This is a genomic window from Shewanella hafniensis (assembly GCF_019655335.1).
Lineage (GTDB): Bacteria > Pseudomonadota > Gammaproteobacteria > Enterobacterales > Shewanellaceae > Shewanella > Shewanella hafniensis.
The window spans coordinates 15387-39737 of the sequence record NZ_BPFD01000001.1 but is presented as its reverse complement, the minus strand read 5'-3'; the positions used below and the strand labels follow the sequence as shown (position 1 = coordinate 39737).

24 protein-coding genes and 1 pseudogene are annotated in these 24351 nt (G+C 45.5%); 14 read left to right on the top strand and 11 right to left on the bottom strand.

Annotated elements, in window-relative coordinates; genetic code table 11:
* Positions 1–14: 14 nt before the first annotated feature.
* Genes eexR through K5Q99_RS00155 form a run of 7 tightly spaced genes read right to left on the bottom strand, consistent with a single transcriptional unit; the run spans position 15 to position 3687 of the window.
* Positions 15–446 (bottom strand): entry exclusion protein EexR, encoded by a 432-nt coding sequence (gene eexR / locus K5Q99_RS00185; protein ID WP_106651305.1) that lies wholly within the window; start codon positions 444–446, stop codon positions 15–17.
* 54 nt (positions 447–500) lie between these two features.
* On the bottom strand, positions 501–1034 hold the full coding sequence (locus K5Q99_RS00180; RefSeq protein WP_000566752.1) for a FlhC family transcriptional regulator: 534 nt from the start codon (positions 1032–1034) through the stop codon (positions 501–503).
* The gene (locus K5Q99_RS00175) at positions 1031–1330 is read right to left on the bottom strand and encodes a flagellar transcriptional regulator FlhD (protein ID WP_000210563.1); all 300 of its coding nucleotides are present in this window, start codon (positions 1328–1330) and stop codon (positions 1031–1033) included. The genes K5Q99_RS00180 and K5Q99_RS00175 overlap by 4 nt, the downstream gene beginning before the upstream one ends.
* Entirely contained in the window at positions 1327–1875 is a 549-nt protein-coding gene (locus K5Q99_RS00170; RefSeq protein ID WP_054103863.1) for a lytic transglycosylase domain-containing protein, read from the bottom strand. The genes K5Q99_RS00175 and K5Q99_RS00170 overlap by 4 nt, the downstream gene beginning before the upstream one ends.
* Positions 1862–2524 carry a DUF6475 domain-containing protein gene (locus K5Q99_RS00165; RefSeq protein WP_084998224.1) on the bottom strand — a complete coding sequence of 221 codons (663 nt, stop codon included), beginning with the start codon at positions 2522–2524 and terminating at the stop codon, positions 1862–1864. Before K5Q99_RS00165 ends, K5Q99_RS00170 begins: the two co-directional genes overlap by 14 nt.
* On the bottom strand, positions 2511–3380 hold the full coding sequence (locus K5Q99_RS00160; protein ID WP_054103861.1) for a hypothetical protein: 870 nt from the start codon (positions 3378–3380) through the stop codon (positions 2511–2513). Before K5Q99_RS00160 ends, K5Q99_RS00165 begins: the two co-directional genes overlap by 14 nt.
* A gap of 55 nt (positions 3381–3435) precedes the next feature.
* Complete coding sequence (locus K5Q99_RS00155) at positions 3436–3687, bottom strand: helix-turn-helix domain-containing protein (protein WP_000451746.1); 252 nt, start codon at positions 3685–3687, stop codon at positions 3436–3438.
* Positions 3688–3804: 117 nt separating this feature from the next.
* On the opposite strand from K5Q99_RS00155, the gene K5Q99_RS00150 reads away from it, so the two are divergent.
* The 10 genes and pseudogenes from K5Q99_RS00150 (at position 3805) to deoD (ending at position 14702) form a co-directional block, all read left to right on the top strand.
* Positions 3805–4452: a LexA family protein gene (locus tag K5Q99_RS00150; protein WP_054103860.1), complete on the top strand. Its 648-nt coding sequence runs from the start codon at positions 3805–3807 to the stop codon at positions 4450–4452.
* Between the two features lie 256 nt (positions 4453–4708).
* Positions 4709–6295 (top strand): peptide chain release factor 3, encoded by a 1587-nt coding sequence (gene prfC / locus K5Q99_RS00145; protein ID WP_106651304.1) that lies wholly within the window; start codon positions 4709–4711, stop codon positions 6293–6295.
* Positions 6296–6385: 90 nt separating this feature from the next.
* On the top strand, positions 6386–6577 hold the full coding sequence (locus K5Q99_RS00140) for a DUF5363 family protein (RefSeq protein ID WP_106651303.1): 192 nt from the start codon (positions 6386–6388) through the stop codon (positions 6575–6577).
* A 10-nt stretch (positions 6578–6587) separates the two neighbouring features.
* Positions 6588–7352 carry a TatD family hydrolase gene (locus K5Q99_RS00135; RefSeq protein WP_220775745.1) on the top strand — a complete coding sequence of 255 codons (765 nt, stop codon included), beginning with the start codon at positions 6588–6590 and terminating at the stop codon, positions 7350–7352.
* Between the two features lie 176 nt (positions 7353–7528).
* Positions 7529–8788, top strand: a pseudogene (locus K5Q99_RS00130) (NupC/NupG family nucleoside CNT transporter).
* Positions 8789–9149: 361 nt separating this feature from the next.
* Positions 9150–9965 (top strand): nucleoside-specific channel-forming Tsx family protein, encoded by an 816-nt coding sequence (locus tag K5Q99_RS00125; RefSeq protein WP_220775709.1) that lies wholly within the window; start codon positions 9150–9152, stop codon positions 9963–9965.
* 424 nt (positions 9966–10389) lie between these two features.
* Positions 10390–11160: a deoxyribose-phosphate aldolase gene (gene deoC, locus K5Q99_RS00120; RefSeq protein ID WP_006086931.1), complete on the top strand. Its 771-nt coding sequence runs from the start codon at positions 10390–10392 to the stop codon at positions 11158–11160.
* 184 nt (positions 11161–11344) lie between these two features.
* Positions 11345–12676 carry a thymidine phosphorylase gene (gene deoA, locus K5Q99_RS00115; RefSeq protein ID WP_220775708.1) on the top strand — a complete coding sequence of 444 codons (1332 nt, stop codon included), beginning with the start codon at positions 11345–11347 and terminating at the stop codon, positions 12674–12676.
* 9 nt (positions 12677–12685) lie between these two features.
* A complete protein-coding gene (locus K5Q99_RS00110; RefSeq protein WP_220775707.1) occupies positions 12686–13900 on the top strand; it encodes a phosphopentomutase in 1215 nt (404 codons plus the stop codon).
* A gap of 91 nt (positions 13901–13991) precedes the next feature.
* Positions 13992–14702: a purine-nucleoside phosphorylase gene (gene deoD, locus K5Q99_RS00105; protein ID WP_006082701.1), complete on the top strand. Its 711-nt coding sequence runs from the start codon at positions 13992–13994 to the stop codon at positions 14700–14702.
* Between the two features lie 95 nt (positions 14703–14797).
* On the opposite strand, the gene K5Q99_RS00100 is transcribed toward deoD, so the two are convergent.
* Positions 14798–15832, bottom strand: coding sequence for a YtjB family periplasmic protein (locus K5Q99_RS00100; RefSeq protein ID WP_220775744.1), 1035 nt, complete (start codon positions 15830–15832; stop codon positions 14798–14800).
* A 79-nt stretch (positions 15833–15911) separates the two neighbouring features.
* Between K5Q99_RS00100 and serB the strand changes: the two genes are divergently transcribed.
* Entirely contained in the window at positions 15912–16892 is a 981-nt protein-coding gene (gene serB / locus K5Q99_RS00095) for a phosphoserine phosphatase SerB (protein WP_220775706.1), read from the top strand.
* Between the two features lie 128 nt (positions 16893–17020).
* Positions 17021–18016: an alpha/beta fold hydrolase gene (locus tag K5Q99_RS00090; RefSeq protein WP_220775705.1), complete on the top strand. Its 996-nt coding sequence runs from the start codon at positions 17021–17023 to the stop codon at positions 18014–18016.
* On the opposite strand, the gene K5Q99_RS00085 is transcribed toward K5Q99_RS00090, so the two are convergent.
* Positions 18013–20394: a PilZ domain-containing protein gene (locus K5Q99_RS00085; RefSeq protein WP_220775704.1), complete on the bottom strand. Its 2382-nt coding sequence runs from the start codon at positions 20392–20394 to the stop codon at positions 18013–18015. The two genes, K5Q99_RS00090 and K5Q99_RS00085, sit on opposite strands and share 4 nt — an antisense overlap.
* A 103-nt stretch (positions 20395–20497) precedes the next feature.
* Here K5Q99_RS00085 and radA point away from each other — a divergent pair, with 103 nt between their 5' ends.
* Positions 20498–21862, top strand: coding sequence for a DNA repair protein RadA (gene radA / locus K5Q99_RS00080; protein ID WP_006082696.1), 1365 nt, complete (start codon positions 20498–20500; stop codon positions 21860–21862).
* Positions 21863–21943: 81 nt separating this feature from the next.
* On the opposite strand, the gene K5Q99_RS00075 is transcribed toward radA, so the two are convergent.
* Positions 21944–22315 (bottom strand): PilZ domain-containing protein, encoded by a 372-nt coding sequence (locus tag K5Q99_RS00075; RefSeq protein ID WP_006082695.1) that lies wholly within the window; start codon positions 22313–22315, stop codon positions 21944–21946.
* A 199-nt stretch (positions 22316–22514) separates the two neighbouring features.
* Here K5Q99_RS00075 and torR point away from each other — a divergent pair, with 199 nt between their 5' ends.
* The gene (gene torR, locus K5Q99_RS00070; RefSeq protein ID WP_012587046.1) at positions 22515–23225 is read left to right on the top strand and encodes a two-component system response regulator TorR; all 711 of its coding nucleotides are present in this window, start codon (positions 22515–22517) and stop codon (positions 23223–23225) included.
* Here the strand turns inward: torR and torT are convergent.
* Complete coding sequence (gene torT, locus K5Q99_RS00065; protein ID WP_220775703.1) at positions 23209–24315, bottom strand: TMAO reductase system periplasmic protein TorT; 1107 nt, start codon at positions 24313–24315, stop codon at positions 23209–23211. The two genes, torR and torT, sit on opposite strands and share 17 nt — an antisense overlap.
* Positions 24316–24351 lie beyond the last annotated feature (36 nt).

The window sequence follows — 24351 nt, the reverse complement described above, 5'->3', positions numbered from 1 at the left end:
TTGTGATGGGCTGGCTATTTTTTTGGCCTTTTGGGGAGGATAGATGAGCGACCGTCTGCAAATTCGTTTACCCAGTACCAATATTTTTTTTCGCTCAGGCTTAGTTCTCGACCGGTATCTTTCAGTTGTCTTTGAAATAAATGGATTAGTCCGCTTAAGCCTAAGAAGGCTAAACCGACACATAAAATTGTCCAACTCGCTTGCCAATATGCGATTGCTACAAGCATAGTGATGATGGCTATAAGTCCGATGGGATTACAGGTCGCTTTGAATCCCAAGTAGCTGAAAAAAACGACGGTGCAAATCAGAAATGGCAAAGCCGCTAACTTGGCAGATGCCGTTAATATTTCTGAGGGAAAAAAATGAGCCGCAGCCAAAGTCGCCAGAAAAAGCCCCAGTGATATAAACCAGCAGCGTGCTGGTAAAGATTTAAGTAATTTTATCATCTTAGTACTCTCAAAGTGCACGGGCGGTGCACAATCAAATCATGCATCAGCATGTTAGTTCTCAAAAAGTGCTCTAGTGGTTTGCTCGGCCATAATCTCACACACAGGACATTTAAGCTGAATGCGCTGTTGAGATACCGTCAAATACAGACTGCCGCATCGACACCGGTGTAAGGATGCAAGCTGTGATCTTAAATCACGAGCTAGAACCCAACCTTCATTGATGGTCAGTTTTTTCCAGGGGATCTCAGCTGGAAGATCTGCCTCTTCTCTTGCAACCAAGTACGCATCGTAAGCCTTCATCAAAGCATCGATATTTAATTTCTTGTAGACATTATCACCACCAATATTGACATAAAGCGCCATCAGCAGGGAGCCTTCAACTAGGGCTCTTCTGCTTTTAACGATGGCATCAGATTCTGGCAATTGACCAGGACAAGGTGACTTGCCAGTCACTTCTTTGTGCAGCCTTCTGATAATGTGGATTGGCAAACCTGTATCGAGCGCGATAATGGTCGTTCGAAATCCGTACTTAATAAGCAGCGAGGCTCGGGTAAACAGCTCACTTTTGGACAGGTTATCAATCATGCATCCCCCTTGTTGTTTAGGGTTGATAATAAATAAGCGATTCTTGGGATACCTGTACCTTTGCTCTTCACCATCTCAATCAGTTGGCTTTGGTTACCCCTTGGTTGAAACAGCATGAATGATGAGGTCGCCACTCGTTGCAGGTCGTCAACACCGGCATTAATCAGTGCATCCACCACGTCGCGTGTAAGTCCAAAGCGCAAGACGGCCTCTTGCGGATCAATGCGCGCTAATTCTCGTGCTGCGTGTAGGTACGCCAAATTTAATTGATAGAAGTCTTGTTGATTGGTTGTCATTGACGGACCTCCAGTTCATGTAAAATATTGCGATAGATAGAAAGCACTCTTTGCCCATACCAGCGTGCACGCTCTTCGTTCCAACTGTGATAGCGGCCTATGCCAAGCTCTAAATCATTTGGTGAAGACTTGATTGCTTCGGCCAAAATACTTGAGCCGACCGTAAGGTTGGTGATGGGGTCTAGCAGTTCCGCTGCTGAGCTCACCCGATGCCCATGCCAATGCAAATTGATTTGCATTAGGCCAATATCGAGCTGGTATTTTTCACTCTCTTGCAGTGCTTGGTTTAACAGTTGCTCCGCTTCTGTCTTAGATTTGGCGTAGGTTGCATTTGAACCATTGCGAATTGCGTATGGCCATGGACTGGTCATGTTGAGACCTCGATTTGAGGCCGACTCAGCCAAGGCAACGGCGTAGAGCATGACAGGATCAATACCAACGCTTTGTGCTGCTTTTTCCCACTGATAGCCCGGAAACGCATAGACTGAAGTGCTTGCGGACATGGCTATCACTAGGGCAATGGTTTTTGCTTTAATCGTTTTCATTTTTGTCCTCTAATTCATTTCCGAGAAGCGCCTGAATGGCTTTCGGGCTTATTCTTTTTAAAGGCACTGCGCTAAAGTCAGCGATGCCTCTCGTATAAACTTGTGCCGCTTTTGACCAGTCGCCTACGGCAACAGGCGCTTGCATATCAAATCCTTTTTGCTGGTTCTGATGGTCTGCAATACCCTGTAATAGCCTTGGGTATTCACCCACTTCGTCCCGTAGCAAGTAAGCCTGGTAGCGTGTTAAAAACTCTTTTTGCTTAAAGGGGTATTCCCTGTCATCAACCTTGCAGAGTTCAACCCATCCACCCATGTCTGAAATCACGCGGTGGATAAGCGCATCGTCAAACATCACGGATGTCCAAGCGCCAACCTGACGAACAGCCTTGTCAACTTTGTTCCAAGCAACCATGGCTCTTGAACCTGAGTTGCCGTCGATATGCTTGATGACGTCAGCGGGCTTTGGAAAAAATTGCCCAGTATCCGGTGATTGAATATGCCGAGTCAGACCGATTCGCACTTCTTCAATGCTATAAGCACGAAGGGCTTCAAATGCGATGGATAGCAATTGTGGTGATACGCTTTTGCCATACATGGCCCAAGCTGCTCCCCAAACTTCAGCAAACTCGCGTTTATCAACCTCCTGCACTTGAACGAACCTCCCGAATACCTGGTCCGGCCCAGCTTTCAGCAATGCGGCGATTGCTTTCTTCAATATTCAATTGGTGATTGCTGCCCTTTAGGCTCGTCGATGATTGCTGTACTTCATCAATGCGAACGTACTCGTCTTCCCATTGCCGGTTTAAAAGCCAGTTATGTGGCATAGGGGTCTTAGTCCGATCTTGATACTGTAATCGGTTGTCTCGTTGCTCTTTCCAGCGTGTTAGCACTTCCAAGGCGAGTTCATGGTCTTCATTGAGTCCCATGCGTAGCCATTCTTCTTTGGCTTTCGCTTTTTTTTCTTTGCGTATTTGTACATCCCAGAAGTCTTCAAACTGTATGTGGTCAACAGTTTTAACTGTTGCTTTATTGCTTCTCTCAGAGTCATCCGACCGTTGAGAGTCCCTTACCGGGTTGCCATCAGGCATAAACAATGATGAAAATTCTTCTGGTAGCCGAGCTTGAAAAGCGGCAAGAGATTTCAAAAGCGATGCCATACCAATGAAGTCGGCAGGTACATCTTTAAGCAACCGAAAGGCTGCCTTACCTTGGTTTGGGTTTTCGATTGGGTTGTGCTTCAGAAAGCTTCGAATCAAAGTCCAACCAGATTCCTCGCAACGAATCAGGAACTGATCTTGTTCTAACTCACTTAACGCCTTGGCAACCTGTTGCTCATCCCAGTTCAAGTCAGAAGCAACGTAACCAATCGGCAGTCGAAAGCAGCCAAGCAAATTACAATGCGGGCATGTAAGCAAGTACAGTCCTAGCAACTTCGCTGAGTCACTCCAGGACAAAACATTTTGCTTTAGCCAAAAGCGGGTATAGACCTTGCCATAATCACGCATGGAGGTACTCGCTTTTGTGTTTACGTAAAATGCTGACCATTACTTGCCCTTAATCCTACTGGTTACTGGCTTTCAGCTCGCTTGGGCATTCGGGGTAGATGTCCGGTCTTAACTGGGATCGGGTTACCTGTCCTTGCGTAGCTTGTTCGATGGGTAAAACGAATTCAGCGGGAACACGCCCTGATTTATTCAACCAAAACCAGACGTTTTGCTGTTTTGAGTTGATGGCTCGTGCTAATGCTGATTGCCCGCCGACCAAGTCAATGGCACGGCGGAGATGTTTTTGTGTCGTGTTGAACACTTCCATACCGTCTCCTGTTACAATAATAACTGTTACAAGATTGAATGTTACAGTTTAAACTGTAGATAAGTCAACAGTTAAAATTGTTGAAAGGCTACAGTTTTATTTGTAGAATACGGGCTTATGAAAACTTTATCCGAACGACTAAACCATGCCTTGCAGCTTACTGGGGTGACTCAGTCTGAGTTGGCTCGACGCATTGGTATCAAACAGCAGTCGATCAGCCAGATTTGCTCTGGTAAATCGGCTAGGTCTCGTTACACCATGCAGATCGCGGAGGCGCTTCGCGTGAATGCTCATTGGCTCGCCACAGGTGATGGCGAGATTGGCTTGGGGGTCGGTAATGTAGAAGTTGGGCCTGACATTAAGGGAAGAATTCCTCTCATTAACTGGGTTCAGGCCGGTGATTGGACTGAAATAGCGGAGGGATTTGCCCATGAAGATGCTGAGGAGTGGCGTGACGTCACTGGGAAAGCACATGAGGGTTGTTTCGCACTTCGCGTAAAAGGCGACAGTATGGAAAATCCAAGCGGAAAAAAATCCATACCTGAGGGAGCAGTGATCGTTGTTGATCCTGAGTTACCTTATTCATCAGGTTCATTGGTTGTTGCGCGTTTGGATGATTCGAAAGAAGCAACCTTTAAGCAGTTGGTTATTGATGGTGAACAGCAGTACCTAAAACCTTTGAACCCGCAATACCCTGCAATACCGATCAACGGCAACTGCACCATCATTGGTGTAGTACGACAAGCTATCATCGATTTTTGGTAGCGAAGGAATTTGTGGTTTAGCCACAGTTGTTCATGAGCTGAAGAAGCAACGATTGCAAACAGCTACAACTGAGCATTGGCGCACGCTGAGAGTAAATGGTAACCGATTAGATAACCATTGATTGTTTATAAAGTCAAGATCAGCGAAAATAGCGGCCAATTACGATTAACACGACGGATTTGACAAGCGAAGAACTGAAAAGAGAGTACTTCCAAAAGTGTGTACAAATCCGTGTACAAACTAAAAGAATTTATACATGGCAAACCAAGATTTTCTTAATGAAATCAATAAGCGAAGGACCTTTGCTATCATCTCGCACCCCGATGCGGGTAAAACAACCATTACCGAAAAAGTGCTGTTATTCGGAAACGCTTTGCAAAAAGCGGGTACGGTTAAAGGCAAAAAATCGGGTCAGCATGCTAAGTCTGACTGGATGGAAATGGAGAAGGACCGTGGTATTTCGATTACTACGTCTGTTATGCAGTTCCCCTATGGTGGCGCCCTCGTTAACCTACTCGACACGCCTGGTCACGAAGACTTCTCTGAAGATACCTATCGTACGCTAACGGCTGTTGACTCCTGTCTGATGGTCATTGACTCTGCAAAGGGTGTAGAAGACCGTACTATTAAGTTGATGGAAGTGACCCGTCTGCGTGATACGCCGATCGTGACCTTTATGAACAAACTCGACCGTGATATCCGTGATCCTATCGATCTGATGGATGAAGTCGAAAACGTACTGAATATTGCCTGCGCACCTATTACTTGGCCTATTGGCAGCGGTAAAGAATTCAAAGGTATTTACCACATACTGCGTGATGAAGTCGTGCTGTATCAAAGTGGTATGGGGCATACTATCCAAGAGCGTCGCGTGGTGAAGGGTATCAATAATCCTGATCTTGATAAAGCGATAGGCAGTTATGCCGCTGATTTACGTGATGAAATGGAATTAGTGCGTGGCGCGTCGAATGAATTTGATCATGCGGCTTTCTTGAAAGGTGAGCTGACGCCAGTGTTCTTTGGTACCGCGTTAGGTAACTTTGGTGTGGATCATATTCTTGACGGTATCGTTGAGTGGGCACCTAAGCCATTACCGCGCGAAAGCGATGCACGCGTAGTTATGCCTGAAGAAGAGAAATTCACTGGTTTTGTGTTTAAAATCCAAGCAAACATGGATCCAAAACACCGTGACCGTGTCGCCTTTATGCGTGTTTGTTCTGGCCGTTACGAGCAGGGCATGAAAATGCACCATGTGCGTATTGGTAAAGATGTTAACGTCAGCGATGCATTGACCTTTATGGCGGGCGATCGTGAGCGTGCTGAAGAAGCTTACCCAGGCGATATCATTGGTTTGCATAACCATGGCACTATTCGTATTGGTGATACTTTTACCCAAGGTGAAAAGTTCCGCTTTACTGGCGTGCCTAACTTTGCGCCTGAAATGTTCCGCCGTATCCGTCTGCGCGATCCACTCAAGCAAAAGCAACTATTAAAAGGCTTAGTACAGTTGTCTGAAGAAGGTGCTGTGCAAGTATTCCGCCCAATCGATACTAACGATTTAATTGTTGGCGCCGTGGGTGTACTGCAGTTTGAAGTGGTAGTTGGACGTCTTAAGAGCGAATACAACGTTGAAGCCATTTACGAAGGTATCAGCGTTTCGACCGCTCGCTGGGTTTATTGCAAGGATGAGCGTAAGCTTGAAGAGTTCCGCCGCAAGTGTAGCCAAAACTTAGCACTCGATGGTGGTGACAACTTAACCTATATTGCGCCAACTATGGTTAACCTGAATCTTGCAATGGAAAGATATCCTGATATTGAGTTTGCGAAAACCCGCGAGCACTAATTAGGTCAGGTTCAAAATAGTGGTTGAAATGGCGGTGAATTCACCGCCTTTTTTGTATCTAATGAAATCTAAAAACGGTTATGGATGTGAATGATGGCGAATTGGATCACAAAAACATGGCAGGTTTATATCGATTGGTGCGACCGTATGGGGCTGACACCCGAAAATCGTCGTTGTTGTATGCCACGCCTTGAAGATCCGCCATTAGCGATAAAATGCGCTAAAACGACAGCAGCTGATGAAACGGCAGCGCATTCAAACGGTCAATCGACCGCAGAGTGAGGTATTTGCAGTGATTGATACCCACGCACATCTAGATTTTGCCGAGTTTGATCTTGACCGCGATACTGTAGTGCAGCGAATGCACAGTGTTGGGGTTAATAATCTGATTATTCCTGGCGTGTCCCCGCAACACTGGCACAAACAGCTCGCTGTTGCCGCACAATATCAAACCTATTTTGCCCTTGGCATCCATCCTTGGTTTTGCCCAGAGAATGTTGATGCAGGGATCTTAGCATTAACATCTAAAGTTGCCGCGTTGCTCGAATGTCCTCGTTTTGTTGCTATTGGTGAATGTGGCTTAGATAAACTTTACTCCGCTACTTGGCCGCAGCAGTTAGCGTTTTTTGAGGCGCAATTGACGTTAGCTAAATCCGTTAATCTGCCGGTGATTATTCATAGTGTTAAAGCACATCCCGAGGTTTTGGCCTGTTTAAAAAAGTATCAATTGCCTAGAGGCGGTGTGATACATGCTTTTTCTGGCAGTGTTGAGATAGCACAGGAATATATTAAGTTAGGTTTTAAGTTGGGAATTGGTGGTTTGATTATGAATCCCAATGCCAAAAAATTACTCAAAACAGTCACTGAACTCCCACTCAAGCACCTCATACTTGAGACTGATTCTCCGGCAATGACGCCGATAAATGTTACTGAAAAACGTAACCAACCCGCTAACCTTGTTCTTTTTATAGACAAAATCGCTACTTTGCAAAAAAAATCAAGTGTTCTAATATCAGAACACTTGATGTCGAATGCTATGCAACTGTTTGACCTTTAGTTGTTTTTAAATAAACAGGTGTAGGTCGCACTAGCATTCTCCACTAAGCGATTGAAATTAAACTCCAAAAATATGATCAAAACGACGATTTTCGACTTAGGCTCGGGTATAATCTGACTCGGAAATAGGTTGATTAACAACATAATTAAAAAGTGTTAACAATAGGGTGATGGTTAATGAATATATTGATGAGTTTAGTAGGGGTGGTCACCCTACTTGCGATAGGTTTCCTCCTATCGAATAACAAAAAAGCAATTAATTTACGTACAGTGGGTGGCGCGTTAGCTATCCAGGCCGCTTTCGGTGGTTTTGTACTGTATATTCCTGTTGGTAAAGACATTCTAAAAGGTATGTCTGATGCGGTTTCTAGCGTTATTGGTTACGCATAAAACGGTATCGGTTTCCTGTTTGGTGATTTAGCTAACTTCAAACTTGGCTTCATCTTCGCAGTGAACGTGTTACCCGTTATCGTGTTCTTCTCTTCTCTGATCGCGGTTCTATATTACTTAGGCGTTATGCAGTGGATCATCCGTATCATCGGTGGTGGTTTACAAAAAGCATTGGGCACAAGCCGTACTGAATCAATGTCAGCAACAGCTAACATCTTCGTGGGTCAAACTGAAGCTCCTTTGGTTGTTCGTCCATTCATCCCAACTATGACGCAGTCTGAACTGTTTGCGATCATGGTGGGTGGTTTGGCGTCAATCGCGGGTTCAGTATTGGCTGGTTACGCGCAGATGGGTGTACCTATCGAGTACTTAGTGGCCGCATCATTCATGGCAGCACCAGGTGGTCTATTAATGGCTAAACTGATGCACCCTGAAACTGAAGTTGCTAAAAATGACATGAGCGATTTGCCAGAAGATCCTGACAAACCAGCTAACGTGTTAGACGCAGCTGCAGCAGGTGCTTCATCTGGTATGCATTTAGCGTTAAACGTTGGCGCTATGTTGTTAGCCTTCGTTGGTTTGATCGCTATGATCAACGGTATCATCGGTGGTATCGGTGGTTGGGTGGGCATGCCTCAGTTAACACTTGAACTGATCCTCGGTTATGTGTTCATGCCTTTAGCATTCCTTATCGGTGTACCTTGGAATGAAGCATTAGTTGCTGGTTCTTTCATTGGTCAAAAGATCATTGTTAATGAATTCGTTGCTTACTTAAACTTTGCTCCATACCTGAAAGACATCGCTGATGGCGGTATGGTTGTGGCTGAAACAGGTTTAGCAATGACTGACAGAACAAAAGCGATTATCTCGTTTGCTCTGTGTGGTTTCGCTAACTTGTCATCAATCGCGATTCTGCTTGGTGGTTTAGGTGCAATGGCTCCTAACCGTCGTCATGATTTAGCTACTATGGGTATTCGTGCGGTTATCGCTGGCTCTTTAGCTAACTTAATGAGTGCGACACTTGCTGGTCTGTTCTTAGCTATCTAAGTCAATGAACGGCAGTAGGGGGAAACCCCACTAACTGGGTCCTGACCATGCAGGGCAGGACCTAAGTTAATTCAACCATTTTCCAGTAGTGCCAGTAGTGATTCCTGTAGTGAATAGTATCTCCAATTGAAAGACACAGAATGCAACTGAGGTGTAGCTGTTATTCTGTCTTAAATGTCGCGGGAACACGGTTAAGTTAATTAATCGTAATGCAGAAGTCGCGACTTTGTTCACAATTAAGAATTTTGTGTTTGTGATTTTACGCTAGATTATTGAGATTTTATTTAATCTAGGTAGAATGCGAGCGCCACAAAAAGAACGCTACCCTCGATGGTAGTAAACAAGATAAATGGGGTTGATGATGAAAAACGTTAAAACTTTAGCTTTAGCTGCTACAGCAGTAGCTGCAATCTCTGGCAACGCATTTGCCGCTGATCGTACAGACCTTCACGGTAGCGATTATAAATGGTACCAATTCAATTATATGTATGCTTTGAAGGAAAAACCACGTTCGCCAGATGCTCATTCAGGTCATGATTACCTAGAAATGGAGTTTGGCGGTCGTTCAGGTATTTTTGATCTTTATGGTTATGTAGATCTATTTAACCCAACAGAAAGAGACTCAAGCGATAAATCAAACTCTGATAAAATGTTCATGAAATTTGCTCCTCGTGTATCAATTGATGCATTGACTGGCAAAGATTTATCTTTTGGTCCTGTAAAGGAAGTTTACTTCTCTACTCTATTTAACTGGGGTGGTGGACATGGTGACTTTAATCCTAATGCTTCTTTCTGGGGTGTTGGTGCTGATGTTGAAATCCCTTGGTTAGGCAAAACAGGTATGAACCTGTACGGTCTTTATGATTTGAATAAAAAAGATTGGAATGGTTATCAATTCTCAGCTAACTGGTTCAAACCTTTTTACTTCTTCGATAACAAGAGCTTCCTATCTTTCCAAGGTTATGTTGATTATCAATTTGGCGCAGATAAAGAGTACCATGGTGGAGAGCAAGCAACTAATGGCGGTGCAACATTCTTAGGCCTATATTGGCACTCAGATCGCTATGCTCTTGGTTATGGTTTAAAAGCATATAAAGAAGTCTATTTAATTCCAGATACTGATGGTTTTGAGTCTAGTGGTATCAGTCACTATTTCTCAGCTACTTACAAGTTCTAATTTCTTGTAATACTAGTTGCTTGTTGGAGCCGCATTATGCGGCTCCATCTTTGTTTTACCATGAGTCTTTATCTAAGCCTATTAGGCTAACAAGTGGGTTTATATAAAGGTTTGTGTTTTTCTCGCGCTAAAATGGATTTTTCGCGGAAAAGTAGGAGCAAGATTTTATTCGTATCCTCTCTTCCGGTCTTCAAGGATTCAAGTCGTGGTCACTTATAAGTTATTTTTTTAAGTGTCAGGATGCCTATTGCTCTTTATGACTTAGGCAAGATTGAATACCTACAACAAGGTAGTTTGTACAAGCAAATTACTCGGCACCGCCTGAAGGCCCGGCCATAAAAATAATCAAAATAATGCCACCTCTTAAGCGTTGCTTTTATGCGACTGATTTCTATTCATTTAATTTTTATTTTGGAGAGCTATTATGACTGATTTAAAAAAAGCAGCACAACGCGCCATCGAGTTAATGGACTTAACGACTTTGAATGATGACGACACAGATCAAAAAGTGATCGACCTGTGCCACAAAGCGAAAACGGCTGCAGGCAATACTGCCGCTATCTGCATTTACCCTCGTTTCATCCCGATTGCACGTAAGACTCTCGATGAAATCGGTGCTGAAGATATTCAAATCGCCACAGTGACTAACTTCCCCCATGGCAACGATGACATCGCTATTGCCGTGCTAGAAACCCGTGCTGCCGTTGCCTATGGTGCAGACGAAGTTGACGTGGTATTCCCATACCGCGCACTGATGGAAGGCAATGAAACCATTGGTTTTGAATTAGTTAAAGCCTGTAAAGAAGCTTGTGGTGAAGTCTTGTTAAAAGTCATCATCGAATCTGGCGTGTTAGCCGATCCTGCGCTTATCCGCCGTGCATCTGAACTTTCAATCGATGCGGGTGCCGACTTTATTAAAACTTCTACCGGTAAAGTGCCTGTAAACGCCACACTCGAAGCGGCTGAAATCATGTTAACTGTGATCAGCGAGAAGAATACCCAAGTAGGCTTCAAGCCTGCTGGTGGCGTGCGTGATGCAGCTCAAGCAGCTGAGTTCCTCGGTGTTGCTGAGCGTATTTTAGGTGCTGACTGGGTTTCACCACGTACCTTTAGATTTGGTGCTTCAAGCCTCTTAAACAGCTTGCTGCACACATTAGAACTGGCAGATGCGCCTAAGCCGACTCAAGGCTATTAATCGCAAACTATCGCTGATTAATACTATCTGCGTATAGCGAGCCTAATTAAGTGTGACCTAAATCTATTTGGTAAACTCAAAACTTCGATAGTATGAACTTGTAATATTGCTACAGTTTTGATGTTTCATTGCAAAGATAAGCACTAGCGACAGAGTTGTTAGTGCCTATCTTGGAGGCAGTATCATGTTTCTAGCTCAAGAGATTATTCGTAAAAAACGTAATGGTTTAGCGCTAAGTTCCGAAGAAATACAGTTCTTTGTTCAAGGTATCACTACCAACTCCGTATCTGAAGGTCAGATCGCCGCATTAGGCATGGCGGTGTATTTTAATGACATGAATATGGATGAAAGAATCGCTTTAACGACAGCGATGCGTGATTCTGGCACTGTGCTTAATTGGCAATCATTGGGACTCAACGGTCCTGTCATCGACAAACACAGCACTGGCGGTGTGGGCGATGTGATTAGTCTCATGCTTGGCCCTATGGCTGCGGCTTGTGGCGGTTATGTGCCTATGATTTCTGGGCGCGGCCTAGGTCATACGGGCGGTACACTCGATAAGTTTGATGCCATTCCGGGTTACCAAACTGAGCCTTCAAGTGAATTGTTCCGCAAAGTGGTTAAAGACGTCGGTGTGGCGATTATTGGCCAAACGGGCGATCTTGTTCCTGCCGATAAACGCTTCTATTCTATCCGCGATAATACCGCCACAGTTGAATCCATTTCCCTCATCACAGCATCGATTCTGTCTAAGAAATTAGCCTGTAATTTAGATGCGCTGGCGATGGACGTGAAAGTTGGTAGCGGCGCCTTTATGCCAACCTATGAGGCATCGGAAGAATTAGCTCGCAGTATCGCCGCCGTTGCAAATGGCGCGGGTACGAAAACGACGGCTTTGCTTACCGATATGAATCAAGTGCTTGCATCTTGTGCTGGTAATGCAGTTGAAGTGAAAGAAGCCATCGACTTTTTAACGGGGGCTTACCGTAATCCGCGTTTATATGAAGTCACTATGGGTCTTTGCGCTGAGATGCTGCTTCTGGGCGGTCTTGCAAGCAATGAAGCCGACGCTCGCGCTAAACTGAATCGTGTGCTCGATAATGGTCGCGCTGCAGAACTCTTTGGCAAGATGGTGTCGGGTCTTGGTGGTCCAGTCGATTTTGTTGAAAACTACAGTAAATACCTACCGCAATCACAAATTATTCGTCCAGTTTTTGCCGATACGCAAGGTTATGCCTATAGCATGGATACCCGTGAATTAGGTTTAGCGGTTGTGACCTTAGGTGGCGGCCGCCGTAAGCCCGGTGATGCACTAGACTATAGTGTTGGCTTAACTCAAGTGTGTGCTTTAGGCGATAAAGTAGATTCATCGACTCCGATTGCCATTATCCATGCACAGTCTGAAACTGCCTTCGCGGAAGCTGAACTTGCGGTGAAAAAAGCGATTCACATTGGTGAAACTGCTCCAGAAAAAACACCTGAGATCTATGCCTATATTCGTGCAGCGGATCTTTAAGGAAGAATTATGAAACGTACCATTATTATGATGTTGGACTCCTTTGGAGTCGGTGCTTCTGCTGATGCAGCAAGCTTTGGTGATGTCGGTTCCGATACTTTTGGTCATATTGCTAAAGCATGCGCCGAAGGCAAAGCCGATATTGGCCGTGAAGGTCCGCTGAAATTACCTAACTTAGCGCGCTTAGGTTTGGGTCACGCGGCGATGGAAAGCACGGGCGCCTTTGCCCCAGGTTTTGGCGATAATGTTGAGCTGATTGGTGCTTATGGTCATGCGCAAGAGTTAAGTTCGGGTAAAGATACGCCGAGCGGTCACTGGGAGATGGCGGGCGTGCCCGTACTCTTCGAGTGGGGTTATTTCAGCGAACATCAAAATTCTTTCCCTAAAGAACTGACGGATAAGATCTTGGCCCGTGCGGGTCTGGACGGTTTCTTAGGTAATTGTCATGCTTCTGGCACAACTATTTTAGAAGAGTTAGGCGAAGAGCACATGCGTTCTGGCATGCCTATTTTCTATACCTCAGCCGATTCTGTGTTCCAAATCGCTTGTCATGAAGAAACTTTCGGTTTAGAAAATCTCTATCGTCTTTGCGAGATAACCCGTGAAGAGTTAGAGCCTTACAACATAGGTCGTGTCATTGCCCGTCCATTTGATGGTACTGGCCCAAGTGACTTTGCCCGTACCGGCAATCGTAAGGATTATTCGCTCGCGCCACCGGCAAAAACCGTATTAGACAAGCTGAAAGAGGCTGGCGGTGAAGTAGTGAGTGTGGGCAAGATTGCCGACATTTATGCTTACTGTGGTATCACTAAAAAAGTGAAGGCGAACGGCTTAGAAGCACTTTTCGATGCGACCTTAACCGAAGTTAAATCTGCGGGTGATAACACGATAGTGTTTACTAACTTCGTTGATTTCGACTCTCACTATGGTCATCGCCGTGATGTTGCTGGCTACGCCAAAGGGCTGGAATATTTCGATGCCCGTTTACCTGAAATGCTCGCATTATTGGGTGAAGACGATCTGCTGATTTTAACGGCGGATCACGGCTGCGATCCAACATGGCAAGGCACAGATCATACCCGTGAATATGTGCCAGTATTAGCTTTTGGCGCTGGATTGAAAGCCGGTTCTCTGGGGCGTCGTAATAGCTTTGCCGATATCGGCCAATCTATTGCGAGCCACTTTAAGCTTGAACCTATGGCCTATGGCGAATCGTTCCTTTAGGCAAATAAGCATTTATTTCGATTTGGCGGCTGACATTTGCCGCCAGTAAACAAAGACTTAAGTCTTAATAAAATAAACAGGGGTTATTTCGATGGCAACACCACACATTAATGCTGTAGAGGGCGCATTCGCTGAGACAATGCTGTTTCCAGGCGATCCATTACGTGCAAAATATATTGCTGAAACATTCTTAGAAAATGTTGAGCAAGTGACTGATGTTCGAAACATGCTAGGTTTTACTGGTACTTACAAAGGTAAGCGTATTTCAGTTATGGGTTCTGGCATGGGTATTCCTTCATGCTCTATCTATGCAACTGAATTAATTCGTGATTACGGCGTTAAGAACCTGATCCGTGTGGGTACTTGTGGTGCGATCAGCACTGACGTTAAAGTACGTGACGTGATCATCGGTATGGGTGCATGTACTGACTCAGCGGTTAACCGTTTACGTTTTAAAGGCCAAGATTTCGCTGCTATCGCTAACTATGAGCTGATGAATGCGGTTATCGAATCTGCGAAAGTTCGTGGTACTAAAATTCGCGTAGGTAACATTTTCTCTGCGGACCTGTTCTACACTCCTGATCCACAAATGTTTGACGTGATGGAGAAGATGGGCGTATTAGGCGTAGAAATGGAAGCGGCTGGTTTGTACGGCGTTGCCCATGAGTTTGGTGCGCGTGCCCTGTGCGTTGTGACTGTATCTGATCACATCCGCACCGGTGAAAAGACGTCTGCAGAAGAACGTCAAACCACATTCAATGACATGATTATCATGACATTAGAAGCGGCGATTACACTGTAACGGTTATTGTGTAAGAGTGTGCTACTGAAAAAAGGGTTCGCAATGCGAACCTTTTTTTATGTCAATTTTTAGCGGCTTTTCTCTAGAAATTACGATTAACCTGTGGAATCTGTGTCGAGGTCGCTTGGTTCACTAGGGGTTTTTGGTGTTGAGGGTTCGGCTACCACGGCTGTTGCTTTCGTCGCCTGTTTTACTCGGCGGACACTTTTCACTTTAGGTTTAACCTTTACAGGTGTTGCTTGTTCCGCATTATTTATCGCGTTTTCAACTTGGTTGCTCGTTTCTAGCGTTAACGATTTTTCTGACGTTTTTTCGACCTTAGTTTGCACGCCTTTCTGAGTGAGCTTATCAACACGGGTCTCTGTCACTGCTTTTGGTGCCTTAGTGGATTTAGCCGCTTTTTCTTGTGGATTATCTGTGGTCGACACCGCTTGATCTTCGGTTAGTTCTTGCGCCAAACCATCATTAACACTTTCTGATGGATCTTCTGCTGATGAGCGTTTCTTAGGTTTTTTCGGCGCTTGACGCAGCTTAACCCTAAAGCGGCGGCGGTCAAAATCGGCGCGTTTGAAAGACAAAGAGCGCGAAAGCAACATACCTATCAAGCCTGCAACCAGCAGCATGATTTGTTGTTGTTCCATGTTTAAATTGTGGGCCTCTTTGATTTCGTTGAAAAACAGCTTGGTATCGAGCCTGACTTCGACATAACCTAGATTTTTCCCTTCTTGGATCACGGGCTCTACATAGGGAGGATATTTGCTTAGTAGCAAATTCATTTCTTCCGAGTCAGGATCGACAACATCCTTAGTGATGCTTTGGGCGAAGGATAACCGCATGCCTTGGTCGCTGAAGATAGCCGCAGACATCACCTTAGGATCTTCGACTAAAGCGCTGGCGAGCCATTGCAACTGCTCATCATTTTGCAGTTGTAGTGCGGGCGCGGCTCCATAGGCGGTTTGCTGCACCAGTAATCTGGCCATCTTTTGAGTTTGGGACTTTAGAAGCAGCTGACCTTGTAGTAGGCTTGTCTGCCACAATTGCACTAAGCCTAATATCAAGGCGAAGGCGGCGGCAATTTGGATCAGTCTACTGATTTTATGACTTTTCTTTAGCCCTTTAAGATATAACACTTTGACCCTTAAAATGTAGAGCGCTTGCCTAATCATAATTGATTCTGAGTGAGCCCGATAGTTGGAGAATTTAAGTCCGATGGAAAGCTTGAACCAAGATGCGCTTTTTTTGTGGTTAGTCTCTGACCATTCCCCAAGGTTTGAACGCCAAGGGCAAGTGTTTGAACGTTATCAAGAGTCAGCATATCCCGCTGGTGTTTCACGTGTGCGAATTATTTATCAAGATGCCGTGGTAGAGGGCGCAATATCGGCCTGGATTGCGGCATTGTCTTCGTCTGATGTTATCGGTATTTCACATATCGAACGCCAAGTCGGCTTACATTGTATTGAGTTGGCATTAGTGAATGTGCCTTCTCAGGCGCAGCTGGCGGCGTTTCCTCAGTCTTTGGCTGAACTGCATGTCATCAATTTTGATTTACCTCGTTTGAACCATCCCGGCTTATTAGTGATGGACATGGACTCCACGGCGATTCAGATTGAATGTATTGATGAATTAGCGGCCATGGCGGGTGTTGGCGAGCGCGTGGCGGCGATTACTGAACGTGCTATGCAAGGCGAGCTAGATTTTGAGCAGAGTCTGCGTCAGCGCGTAGCACAGCTTAAGGGCGCCGATGCCAGTATTATCACGACCTTGTGCGACAACTTGCCTTTAATGCCTGGGCTTGAGTCCATGCTGTTAGAACTTAAATCCCATGGCTGGCGTTTAGTGGTGGCATCTGGCGGCTTTACGCCTTTTGTGGGTCATTTAAAACAGCTTCTAAGCTTAGATGCGGCCTTTGCTAATGAGTTAGTCATCACTGATGACAAACTCGCGGGTGAAGTGACGGGTAAAGTCGTGGATGCGCAGTTTAAGGCGGATGTGGTTGAGCGTTGCAGTGAGCAGTGGGGCATTCCAAAAGGTCAAAGCGTCGCTATCGGCGATGGCGCCAATGATATCCCTATGGTGATGGCGGCGGATTTTGGTATTGCTTTCCATGCCAAACCTAAGCTGGCAGCCGCGGCGGATGCCAATATTCGCCACCTCGACCTGCGCGTTTTACCTTATCTGTTGCAAATCTAGGTTATTCATTTATTTGAAATTTGAGCCGAGATGAAAGCCTAAGTCAGGGCTGAGTTAGAGTAATGACTCTTGTCTTTTATTGATGAGCTGGTAGTTTAGGGAGATTGATAAACTACCAGTGACTCATTTTGACTCAGCTCGCTCAAGGCTCAACATCACCCATTTCACAGTCTTCAATCTTTCTGCCGTACCGCGATGGCCAACTGCATCTACGTCAGTTATTACCGTCGGTGCCTGATTTTTCTAAGACGCCTATTCTCATGCTCCATGGCGCCATGTCTAACGGTCGGGTGTTCTATAGCCAAAGTGGCCGTGGCCTAGGTTGTTTTTTGGCTAAGGCGGGATTTGTGGTGTATGTGTTGGATACCGCTGGCAGAGGGCTCAGTTTGCCGAAAATCGATCGGGATTTTACCTTAGGGCAAGGTGAAGTGATCCGCGAGCAATTACCTTTAGCGCAGCAGGCGATTCTCGAGTTACATCAAAAAGCCTGCCAAGAACAGGCGGCTAAGCTTGATTGCAAAATCGTGCCGCCTTCGCAGTTGCATTGGTGCGCCCATTCATGGGGCGGGGTGTTAATGGCGAGCAGTCTGGCCCGTTATCCTGAGTTACAACAAAGTGTTCGTTCATTGCTGACCTTCGGTAGCAAGCGGACGATTCGGGTTAAATCCTTCAAAAAGTGGTTAATGGTTGATGTTTTTTGGAATCGTTTAGCGCCAGGTTTAGCTATGGGCCAAGGTTACCTTGCTGCCGACAAGTTGCGCATCGGTATGGACAATGAAAGCCGCGCCTCATTAGTTCAAAGTATCGATTGGGTGCGAGGAGATTGGCTCGATCACGACGATGGATTTGATTATGCGAAAGCGGCAACATTCGCTAATTGGCCACCAGCTTGGTTTATCTCAGGGCAGAGCGATACTGTGTTTGGGCATCCAGAAGATGTGGCTGATATGGTCGCAGAGTGCGGCTTTAAACGGGTGAAATCAACGCTTCTTTCTAAAGATAATGGTTTTAAACATGATTATGGTCATGCCGATATGCTGACGCATATAGATGCTAGCAGTGATCATTTTCCTAAGATTAGGGATTGGTATTTAAGTTTTGATCTGGCGGTATTAAACAATTAAGACTGTTTTTTATGGATTGCAGGGTATCTTAGTTCAACCTCTTGGGTGATATCTAACAGTTCACCGACACCAATTATCCGCCATAACTGTTCTTCTAATTGTTTAGCTTTATGGTTTGCATGAATATTAATGTATTCCAATTCGCGACGCAGGTAACTCATGTCTGGCTTCTCAGTCGCACCTCGGTAAACGCGTAGGGCGAGGAATCGGCCTAACGCTTTGCTCTGATTGATAAAGGTTATCTGAGCATCCACATCACCGACTTCTGTGGCTGAAGTGCATTTCAAAAAGATTTTGCCACGAGATTGACGTATCAACTGGACAAACACTTCAATGAAATCCATATCTTGCAGGGGTTTCATCTGGCGAATAGGTTCGAGGATATCCCGCTTAAAGAATCCATCCTTTAGCAGCGGTGCTAAATTATATTGCAGAGTATCTGACGTGCCAGCGGCAAAAATATCGCTGATCTCATCCTGTTGTGTACCTACGCCTAAACACGCGACATGGGCCGATTTTGTCGTTTTTTCAACAAAGTAGGGCACAGAATGCAAATCATGCATCAAAATATTTTTTAAACCATCGGCAAGTTCATTCGCTTCACTATTGTTTTCAGTCAGTTGTTCTAACTTTTCCTTATTATGGGCAATCAGTTTATTTAAAAACTCGACCCCCACATGGGGTGTATGGCCCATGACTGCGGTTAAATGCAGTGTTACACCATTCTTACGGGTTCGCACTAAACGGTAAGGGAGATTATCTAACTGTGTTTTACCCGCAATGGTTTGTAGTTTAGGGAAGCTTAACAGTAGCGGTTTATTCGATGAGAAATCTGTCGGATTGTCTAAGGTTAATTGCATGCCACGGCTAGAGATATCTAAAGTAATGCCCGTGGCTTTTAGCTTGTCTTGCGTCACGTTGACTAAGGTTTTAAAGGCGAAACGAGCCTCTTGGCGTCGCTCGCTAAACTGCATGGATACTAACTTAATTTGATTGGCGGTTAATCGTTGTTGACCAAAGGTTTTAAGGGCATTGGCATTACTGTTGTCTTGCCAGGCTTTGTAATGCCCTCTGGCATCTTCATTGCTGATATCGATGAGCTGCAGTAAATGACTAAACTGCGATAACTGCTGTTCGACCAGTGGGCTGAATTTAGCCTCATCGCCCGGCAGGGTTGCGCGGCGATAGCCCTTATCATGATAAATTTTATCTTGGGTAACTTTAAAGATCCGCCAACTAGGTTTGGTCGATGCAAAGCCTAGGAATAAAGGCATCATGCCCTTAGCTTTAAGCTCCGCTAAGGTGGCAGAGTAAAAATATAAGCAGCCTTGGGCATTATAGGTAAAGCTAAAAAATAGCCCGTGGTCGGGATTTTCTGGATGACTCAGCAGTGCCGATACTCGGCTTGGGGTCAGCATGGCTGGTAATTGGCTGACATCATTTTCATCTTGAAAGTAATGCACTATCTGCTGGTTATCACGGCTGAGCAGCATGTGACTCAAACCTTGGGTTTGAGTATTGAAATACAAAGGTAAGTGGGGCAGGTGGGGTAAATAATGGCGTTCAAATCCGAGTCCTGTTGCACTCACTATCACATCATTGACATCGACCTTGTAACGCAGTTTATAGCCGCGGATTAAATTACCGAGCATTTCACTTAAGGCTTCGCTGCCACCAAGGCGTTTGAGCCTTAGCCAAATATATTCGCCATTGGTTTGGCTATCGACAATCTGATAATCCACGCCGAGCTGGAGATCGGGATAGTAAAACTCTTCACTGAGTTCCAGTAACTTAACTTTGAGTTGTTGGTCGAGATCGAAGGGATGATTGGCGGCTAGGCGAATACGGGCACCGCCAATAGATAAATCTGCCGTGATCCCAGGTACTTCACCTCGACCGGATTGTGATGCCGCAATGCGAATACTGTAATTCATCCGCTCCTCAGCGCGGTTGAAATAACTGCCCAATACTACGCCTGGCACCATAAAAGGTTCTGGCTCGGCGGCTTCAACCTGAGTCACACCTTGGCGTAATTTTACCCGACGCTGTTGATGGGCATTGAGCACATATTCATACACACCTAAGGTATATTGGTTGCGAAACAGTGACATGGCCTCATGCATACTGCTTTTGGCTGGCTCATCTAAAAAATGTCGCTGTTGACCTAACATGACTTCAGTACAAGGAAGCTCTGATTTATCCCTGAGATCGATAATTCGGGTGCAAGGCGAAGCCAAACGACTCAATTCCATTTTCACAAGAAAACGGGTCGAATTGGTTTCATCTATCGTCAGCTGCTGAAAAATCTCTTGGAAGTTAGGTTCCATGAGCAATGGCTTGAGCTGTTCGATGAGTGCACTGTGGTTATCTAAACTCATGTAGGGTTCTTTTCTAATGCTGATTTTATGCCGTGCTGTGTTAGTCTTATGTCGGCAGTATTCATCGTTACTTAAATTGATTTTATACAGATTTTAATAAGTTATGGCAAAGAATAAAACAGCGTACGTATGTAATGAGTGTGGACAAGACTTTCCCCGTTGGCAAGGTCAATGTAGTGCTTGTCAGGAATGGAATACGATTACTGAGGTCAGGCTTGGTGCGGCTTCTCCTGGGCGCAGCACTAAGTTTGTCGGTTACGCTGGTGCGAGCAGCAATGAAGTGAAGACATTAGATCAAATCGATCTCAATGCTCTGCCGCGAATATTGAGTCATTTCGGGGAGTTAGACCGAGTGCTCGGTGGCGGAATCGTGCCAGGTTCTGCCATTTTGATCGGCGGTCATCCAGGCGCGGGTAAGAGTACGCTTTTATTGCAAACCTTGTGTCATCTGGCCGAGCAAATGCCTGCACTCTATGTCACAGGTGAAGAATCCTTGCAGCAAGTGGCGATGCGCGCCCATCGTCTTGGTTTACCAACTAATAAACTGCGGATGTTGTCTGAAACCAGCGTTGAACAAATTTGCGAAGTGGCCCTCAAAGAATTACCAAAGGTCATAGTGGTTGATTCGATTCAAGTGATGCACATGAGCGATGTGGCATCGAGCCCAGGCAGTGTGTCGCAAGTACGTGAATCCGCCTCTTACTTAACGCGTTTTGCGAAGGAAAATGGTATTGCCGTGATCATGGTCGGCCATGTGACTAAAGATGGTAGTCTGGCAGGGCCTAAGGTATTGGAGCATTGTATTGACTGCTCTGTGATGTTCGAAGGCGATAGCGATAGCCGCTACCGCACCTTGCGTTCCCACAAAAACCGTTTCGGTGCGATCAACGAGTTAGGCGTATTTGCCATGACAGAGCGCGGCTTAAAAGAAGTCGCCAATCCTTCGGCAATTTTCCTTTCCCGTGGTGAAGAGGAATCTTCTGGCTCGCTTGTTATGGTGGTCTGGGAAGGCACGCGGCCGCTACTGGTGGAACTGCAAGTGTTGGTGGATAACTCGGCCATGTCTAACCCGCGCCGCGTAGCTGTGGGGATGGATGCTAACCGTTTAGCTATGTTGCTTGCTGTGATGCACCGCCACGGCGGTTTACAGATGTCGGATCAGGATGTGTTTGTGAACGTGGTGGGCGGCGTGAAAGTGACAGAAACCAGTGCCGACTTAACGTTACTCTTGGCTATGGTATCGAGTTTTCGCGGTGATATTTTGCCGAGCGATTTAGTGGCCTTTGGTGAAGTGGGGCTATCGGGTGAAATTCGGCCTGTACCCAATGGCCAAGAGCGATTAATCGAAGCCGCTAAGCATGGTTTTAAGCGCGCCATTGTGCCTAAGGCCAATGTGCCGAAAAAGCCTCCTGCGGGAATGGAAGTCGTGGGTGTGTCTAAGTTATCCGAAGCGCTAGAAGCGATTTAGCATCAAATGCTCGCGAGTGAGATTAATGCCAGCAAGCAAAACAGCGCCATTAGGCGCTGTTTGTGTTTATGAGCGAGTGTTTTAATCTGTGATATTGTGTTTTTCGATAAACAACATGAGTTCGCGATTCAGCAAGGAAGCATCGCCTAAGTTAAGCTCCACCATACGTTTTAGGTGGCTGATACTGTCGACGTCGATAAAGTTACACTTCAAGCCTAATTGGGCATTTTTTTGATGGACCAACTCAGTTTCCATACGGATCTCGATGTCAGATTCAGGCAAGATAAAACTGAGGGTAATTGCATCACCCGAGTGGATAAAATTTTGCGGCTCTTCGACCAAAGCGCCATTTAGACTCAAATCGAGAATGGTCGTCTCCCACTGTGCAACACCTTGTTGTAGATGTGCATTCGTGGCAAATAGAATCCGCGAAAACTTGCGCCTTTCGTCCATACCCAATCCTTTTTCTTTCATAGTCAGCTAAGTGTAGTCCCATCAGTGTCCCTAAGCATATGTCATATTGATGTGACTGTAAAAGCAGAGCAATTTTTTGTTCAATAAAGCTACCGAGATCGCATATTTAACCTTTCACGCATATGCAAATATGAAAAAGTATGAATAATTCACGTAAGTAAAATAAGAGAAATTGAAAATGACTTATAGTGTGCTCGTTGTCGATGATGAAGCGGTTATTCGTGCGCGATTGAAGGGATATTTTGAAAAGGAAGGTTATCGCGTCGTTGAAGCTGCCGATGGCGAGCAAATGTGGTACGAATTTAATCGCCAACATATCGATTTGATCATGCTAGATATCAATTTGCCCGGTGTCGATGGTTTGAGCCTGACCCGTGAGCTGCGCAGTCGCTCCCATGTGGGCATCATTCTGGTGTCTGGGCGGGATGAATCTATCGACAAAATCGTTGGTCTCGAAATGGGCGCCGATGATTATGTGACTAAACCTTTCGAACTGAGGGAGTTGCTGGTTAGGGTAAAAAACCTTCTGTGGCGGATTTCCCTTGTGAAGCAAGCTGAGTTGGCGGTCGCCGAAGAATTATCTCAACCGGACGATGTGATCAGTTTCGAAGGTTATCAACTCGAACTTAACAGTCGCAAATTACGCCATGGCGATGCGTTGATCAAACTCACCAAAGCGGAATTCGAGCTACTGGCAGCATTTGCCCTGCATCCGCAGCAAGTCTTATCCCGCGAGCGTTTAATGCAGCAAACCAGCCACCGTAATCTGGATGTCAATGACAGAACGATCGATGTGATCATTCGCCGTCTTCGCAATAAACTCGACACTGAATTGTTTGTCACTATTCATGGTGAAGGCTATTTATTTGCCGCTAAAGTGGACGATTAATGGAGTTAGGTCGCACTTGGTACAGAGGGTAAAAGTCGGCTTCAGCTAGGCTGAAATCTAATTGGGACAAAGTGTTAGAGGATGATGTTCGCTTGATGATCGCTGGGCCTATATCGCCAAATGCCTTAGCGCCTTCGAGTTGTTTCACTGTTACATCAATGGCGAGTTTTCCCTGTAACACGACTAAATCATCATTGCTGTAGATGACTTTTTCCCGTTTTAGCCCACGCAAAATGGCGGGGGACAAGTAACTGCTCACTAGCTTGACTCTGTTACTTAATCCCTTTTGTTTCAAAGTACTAATGGCGGCTTCAATCGCCACTGCGCTGCCGAGAATATAATCTGGCTGCTGAGCTTTAAGCAGTATCTGCAACTGGTCACGATACAAATTGCGATTATTATCGGCGTGCTGAATGGCACTAATCTTGACTTGGCTCCCTTCAAGCGCCTGACGTATACCTTGCTCAACTAAATCTGTGCCACCTACGTTTTCTGGTCCGGCCAAGAGTGCCAAATTTGCCGTTTGATGCGGATGTTGTGATGCTGCATCGGCTTTGATGAAGTTACCCGCCAGTAACCCCATTTGATACCAGTTCACGCCAATATGGGTTTGGACTCGGTCGCTATTGAGTTTATTGACTAGAGCTAACACGGGTTTAGTGAGCTGTGTTGTAAATTGGGCGAGTAAATCTGGGCTTACTGAGCCAAGCAAGATGGCATCATAGTCGCCTTGCATACAGCTTTGGAGCTGGGCCAGTTGTTTATCTTTATGGTAATAACTGCCTGCTTCGAAGAGATCGAGTGAGACGCCAAGGGTTTTGGCATGTTGGATCAGTCCATAATCAATGCCAATCCAGTAGGCATCTTTAAGGTGTGGAACTAGGGCGCAGATCCGCCAAGGCTTTTGAGCTTTTGTCAGCGGTAAGTAGTTTAATGTTTGGGATTGCTGGATTTTGACATTGAATGGCGTGCGCTGCTCTAATGGCCAAGTGAGGGTTTCACTTGTCGCATAGCCTGAAAACACGAGGCCAAATGTGGCGAGTGTGAACATGGCGAGTGAGAGCAATTGTTGCCAATATTTTCGCATCATCCCGTATTATCCGCTAAGCATAATCTTGGATGGCAT

Coding starts and splice junctions, on each gene's coding strand:
- K5Q99_RS00160 (WP_054103861.1), bottom strand. CDS start 3,380: ATGCGTGATTATGGCAAGGTCTATACCCGCTTTTGGCTAAAGCAAAAT.
- K5Q99_RS00180 (WP_000566752.1), bottom strand. CDS start 1,034: ATGATTGATAACCTGTCCAAAAGTGAGCTGTTTACCCGAGCCTCGCTG.
- deoD (WP_006082701.1), top strand. CDS start 13,992: ATGGCAACACCACACATTAATGCTGTAGAGGGCGCATTCGCTGAGACA.
- K5Q99_RS00110 (WP_220775707.1), top strand. CDS start 12,686: ATGAAACGTACCATTATTATGATGTTGGACTCCTTTGGAGTCGGTGCT.
- radA (WP_006082696.1), top strand. CDS start 20,498: ATGGCAAAGAATAAAACAGCGTACGTATGTAATGAGTGTGGACAAGAC.
- eexR (WP_106651305.1), bottom strand. CDS start 446: ATGATAAAATTACTTAAATCTTTACCAGCACGCTGCTGGTTTATATCA.
- deoA (WP_220775708.1), top strand. CDS start 11,345: ATGTTTCTAGCTCAAGAGATTATTCGTAAAAAACGTAATGGTTTAGCG.
- K5Q99_RS00155 (WP_000451746.1), bottom strand. CDS start 3,687: ATGGAAGTGTTCAACACGACACAAAAACATCTCCGCCGTGCCATTGAC.
- K5Q99_RS00175 (WP_000210563.1), bottom strand. CDS start 1,330: ATGACAACCAATCAACAAGACTTCTATCAATTAAATTTGGCGTACCTA.
- torT (WP_220775703.1), bottom strand. CDS start 24,315: ATGATGCGAAAATATTGGCAACAATTGCTCTCACTCGCCATGTTCACA.
- serB (WP_220775706.1), top strand. CDS start 15,912: ATGGAAAGCTTGAACCAAGATGCGCTTTTTTTGTGGTTAGTCTCTGAC.
- prfC (WP_106651304.1), top strand. CDS start 4,709: ATGGCAAACCAAGATTTTCTTAATGAAATCAATAAGCGAAGGACCTTT.
- K5Q99_RS00075 (WP_006082695.1), bottom strand. CDS start 22,315: ATGGACGAAAGGCGCAAGTTTTCGCGGATTCTATTTGCCACGAATGCA.
- K5Q99_RS00140 (WP_106651303.1), top strand. CDS start 6,386: ATGATGGCGAATTGGATCACAAAAACATGGCAGGTTTATATCGATTGG.
- K5Q99_RS00125 (WP_220775709.1), top strand. CDS start 9,150: ATGAAAAACGTTAAAACTTTAGCTTTAGCTGCTACAGCAGTAGCTGCA.
- K5Q99_RS00170 (WP_054103863.1), bottom strand. CDS start 1,875: ATGAAAACGATTAAAGCAAAAACCATTGCCCTAGTGATAGCCATGTCC.
- K5Q99_RS00085 (WP_220775704.1), bottom strand. CDS start 20,394: ATGAGTTTAGATAACCACAGTGCACTCATCGAACAGCTCAAGCCATTG.
- torR (WP_012587046.1), top strand. CDS start 22,515: ATGACTTATAGTGTGCTCGTTGTCGATGATGAAGCGGTTATTCGTGCG.
- deoC (WP_006086931.1), top strand. CDS start 10,390: ATGACTGATTTAAAAAAAGCAGCACAACGCGCCATCGAGTTAATGGAC.
- K5Q99_RS00150 (WP_054103860.1), top strand. CDS start 3,805: ATGAAAACTTTATCCGAACGACTAAACCATGCCTTGCAGCTTACTGGG.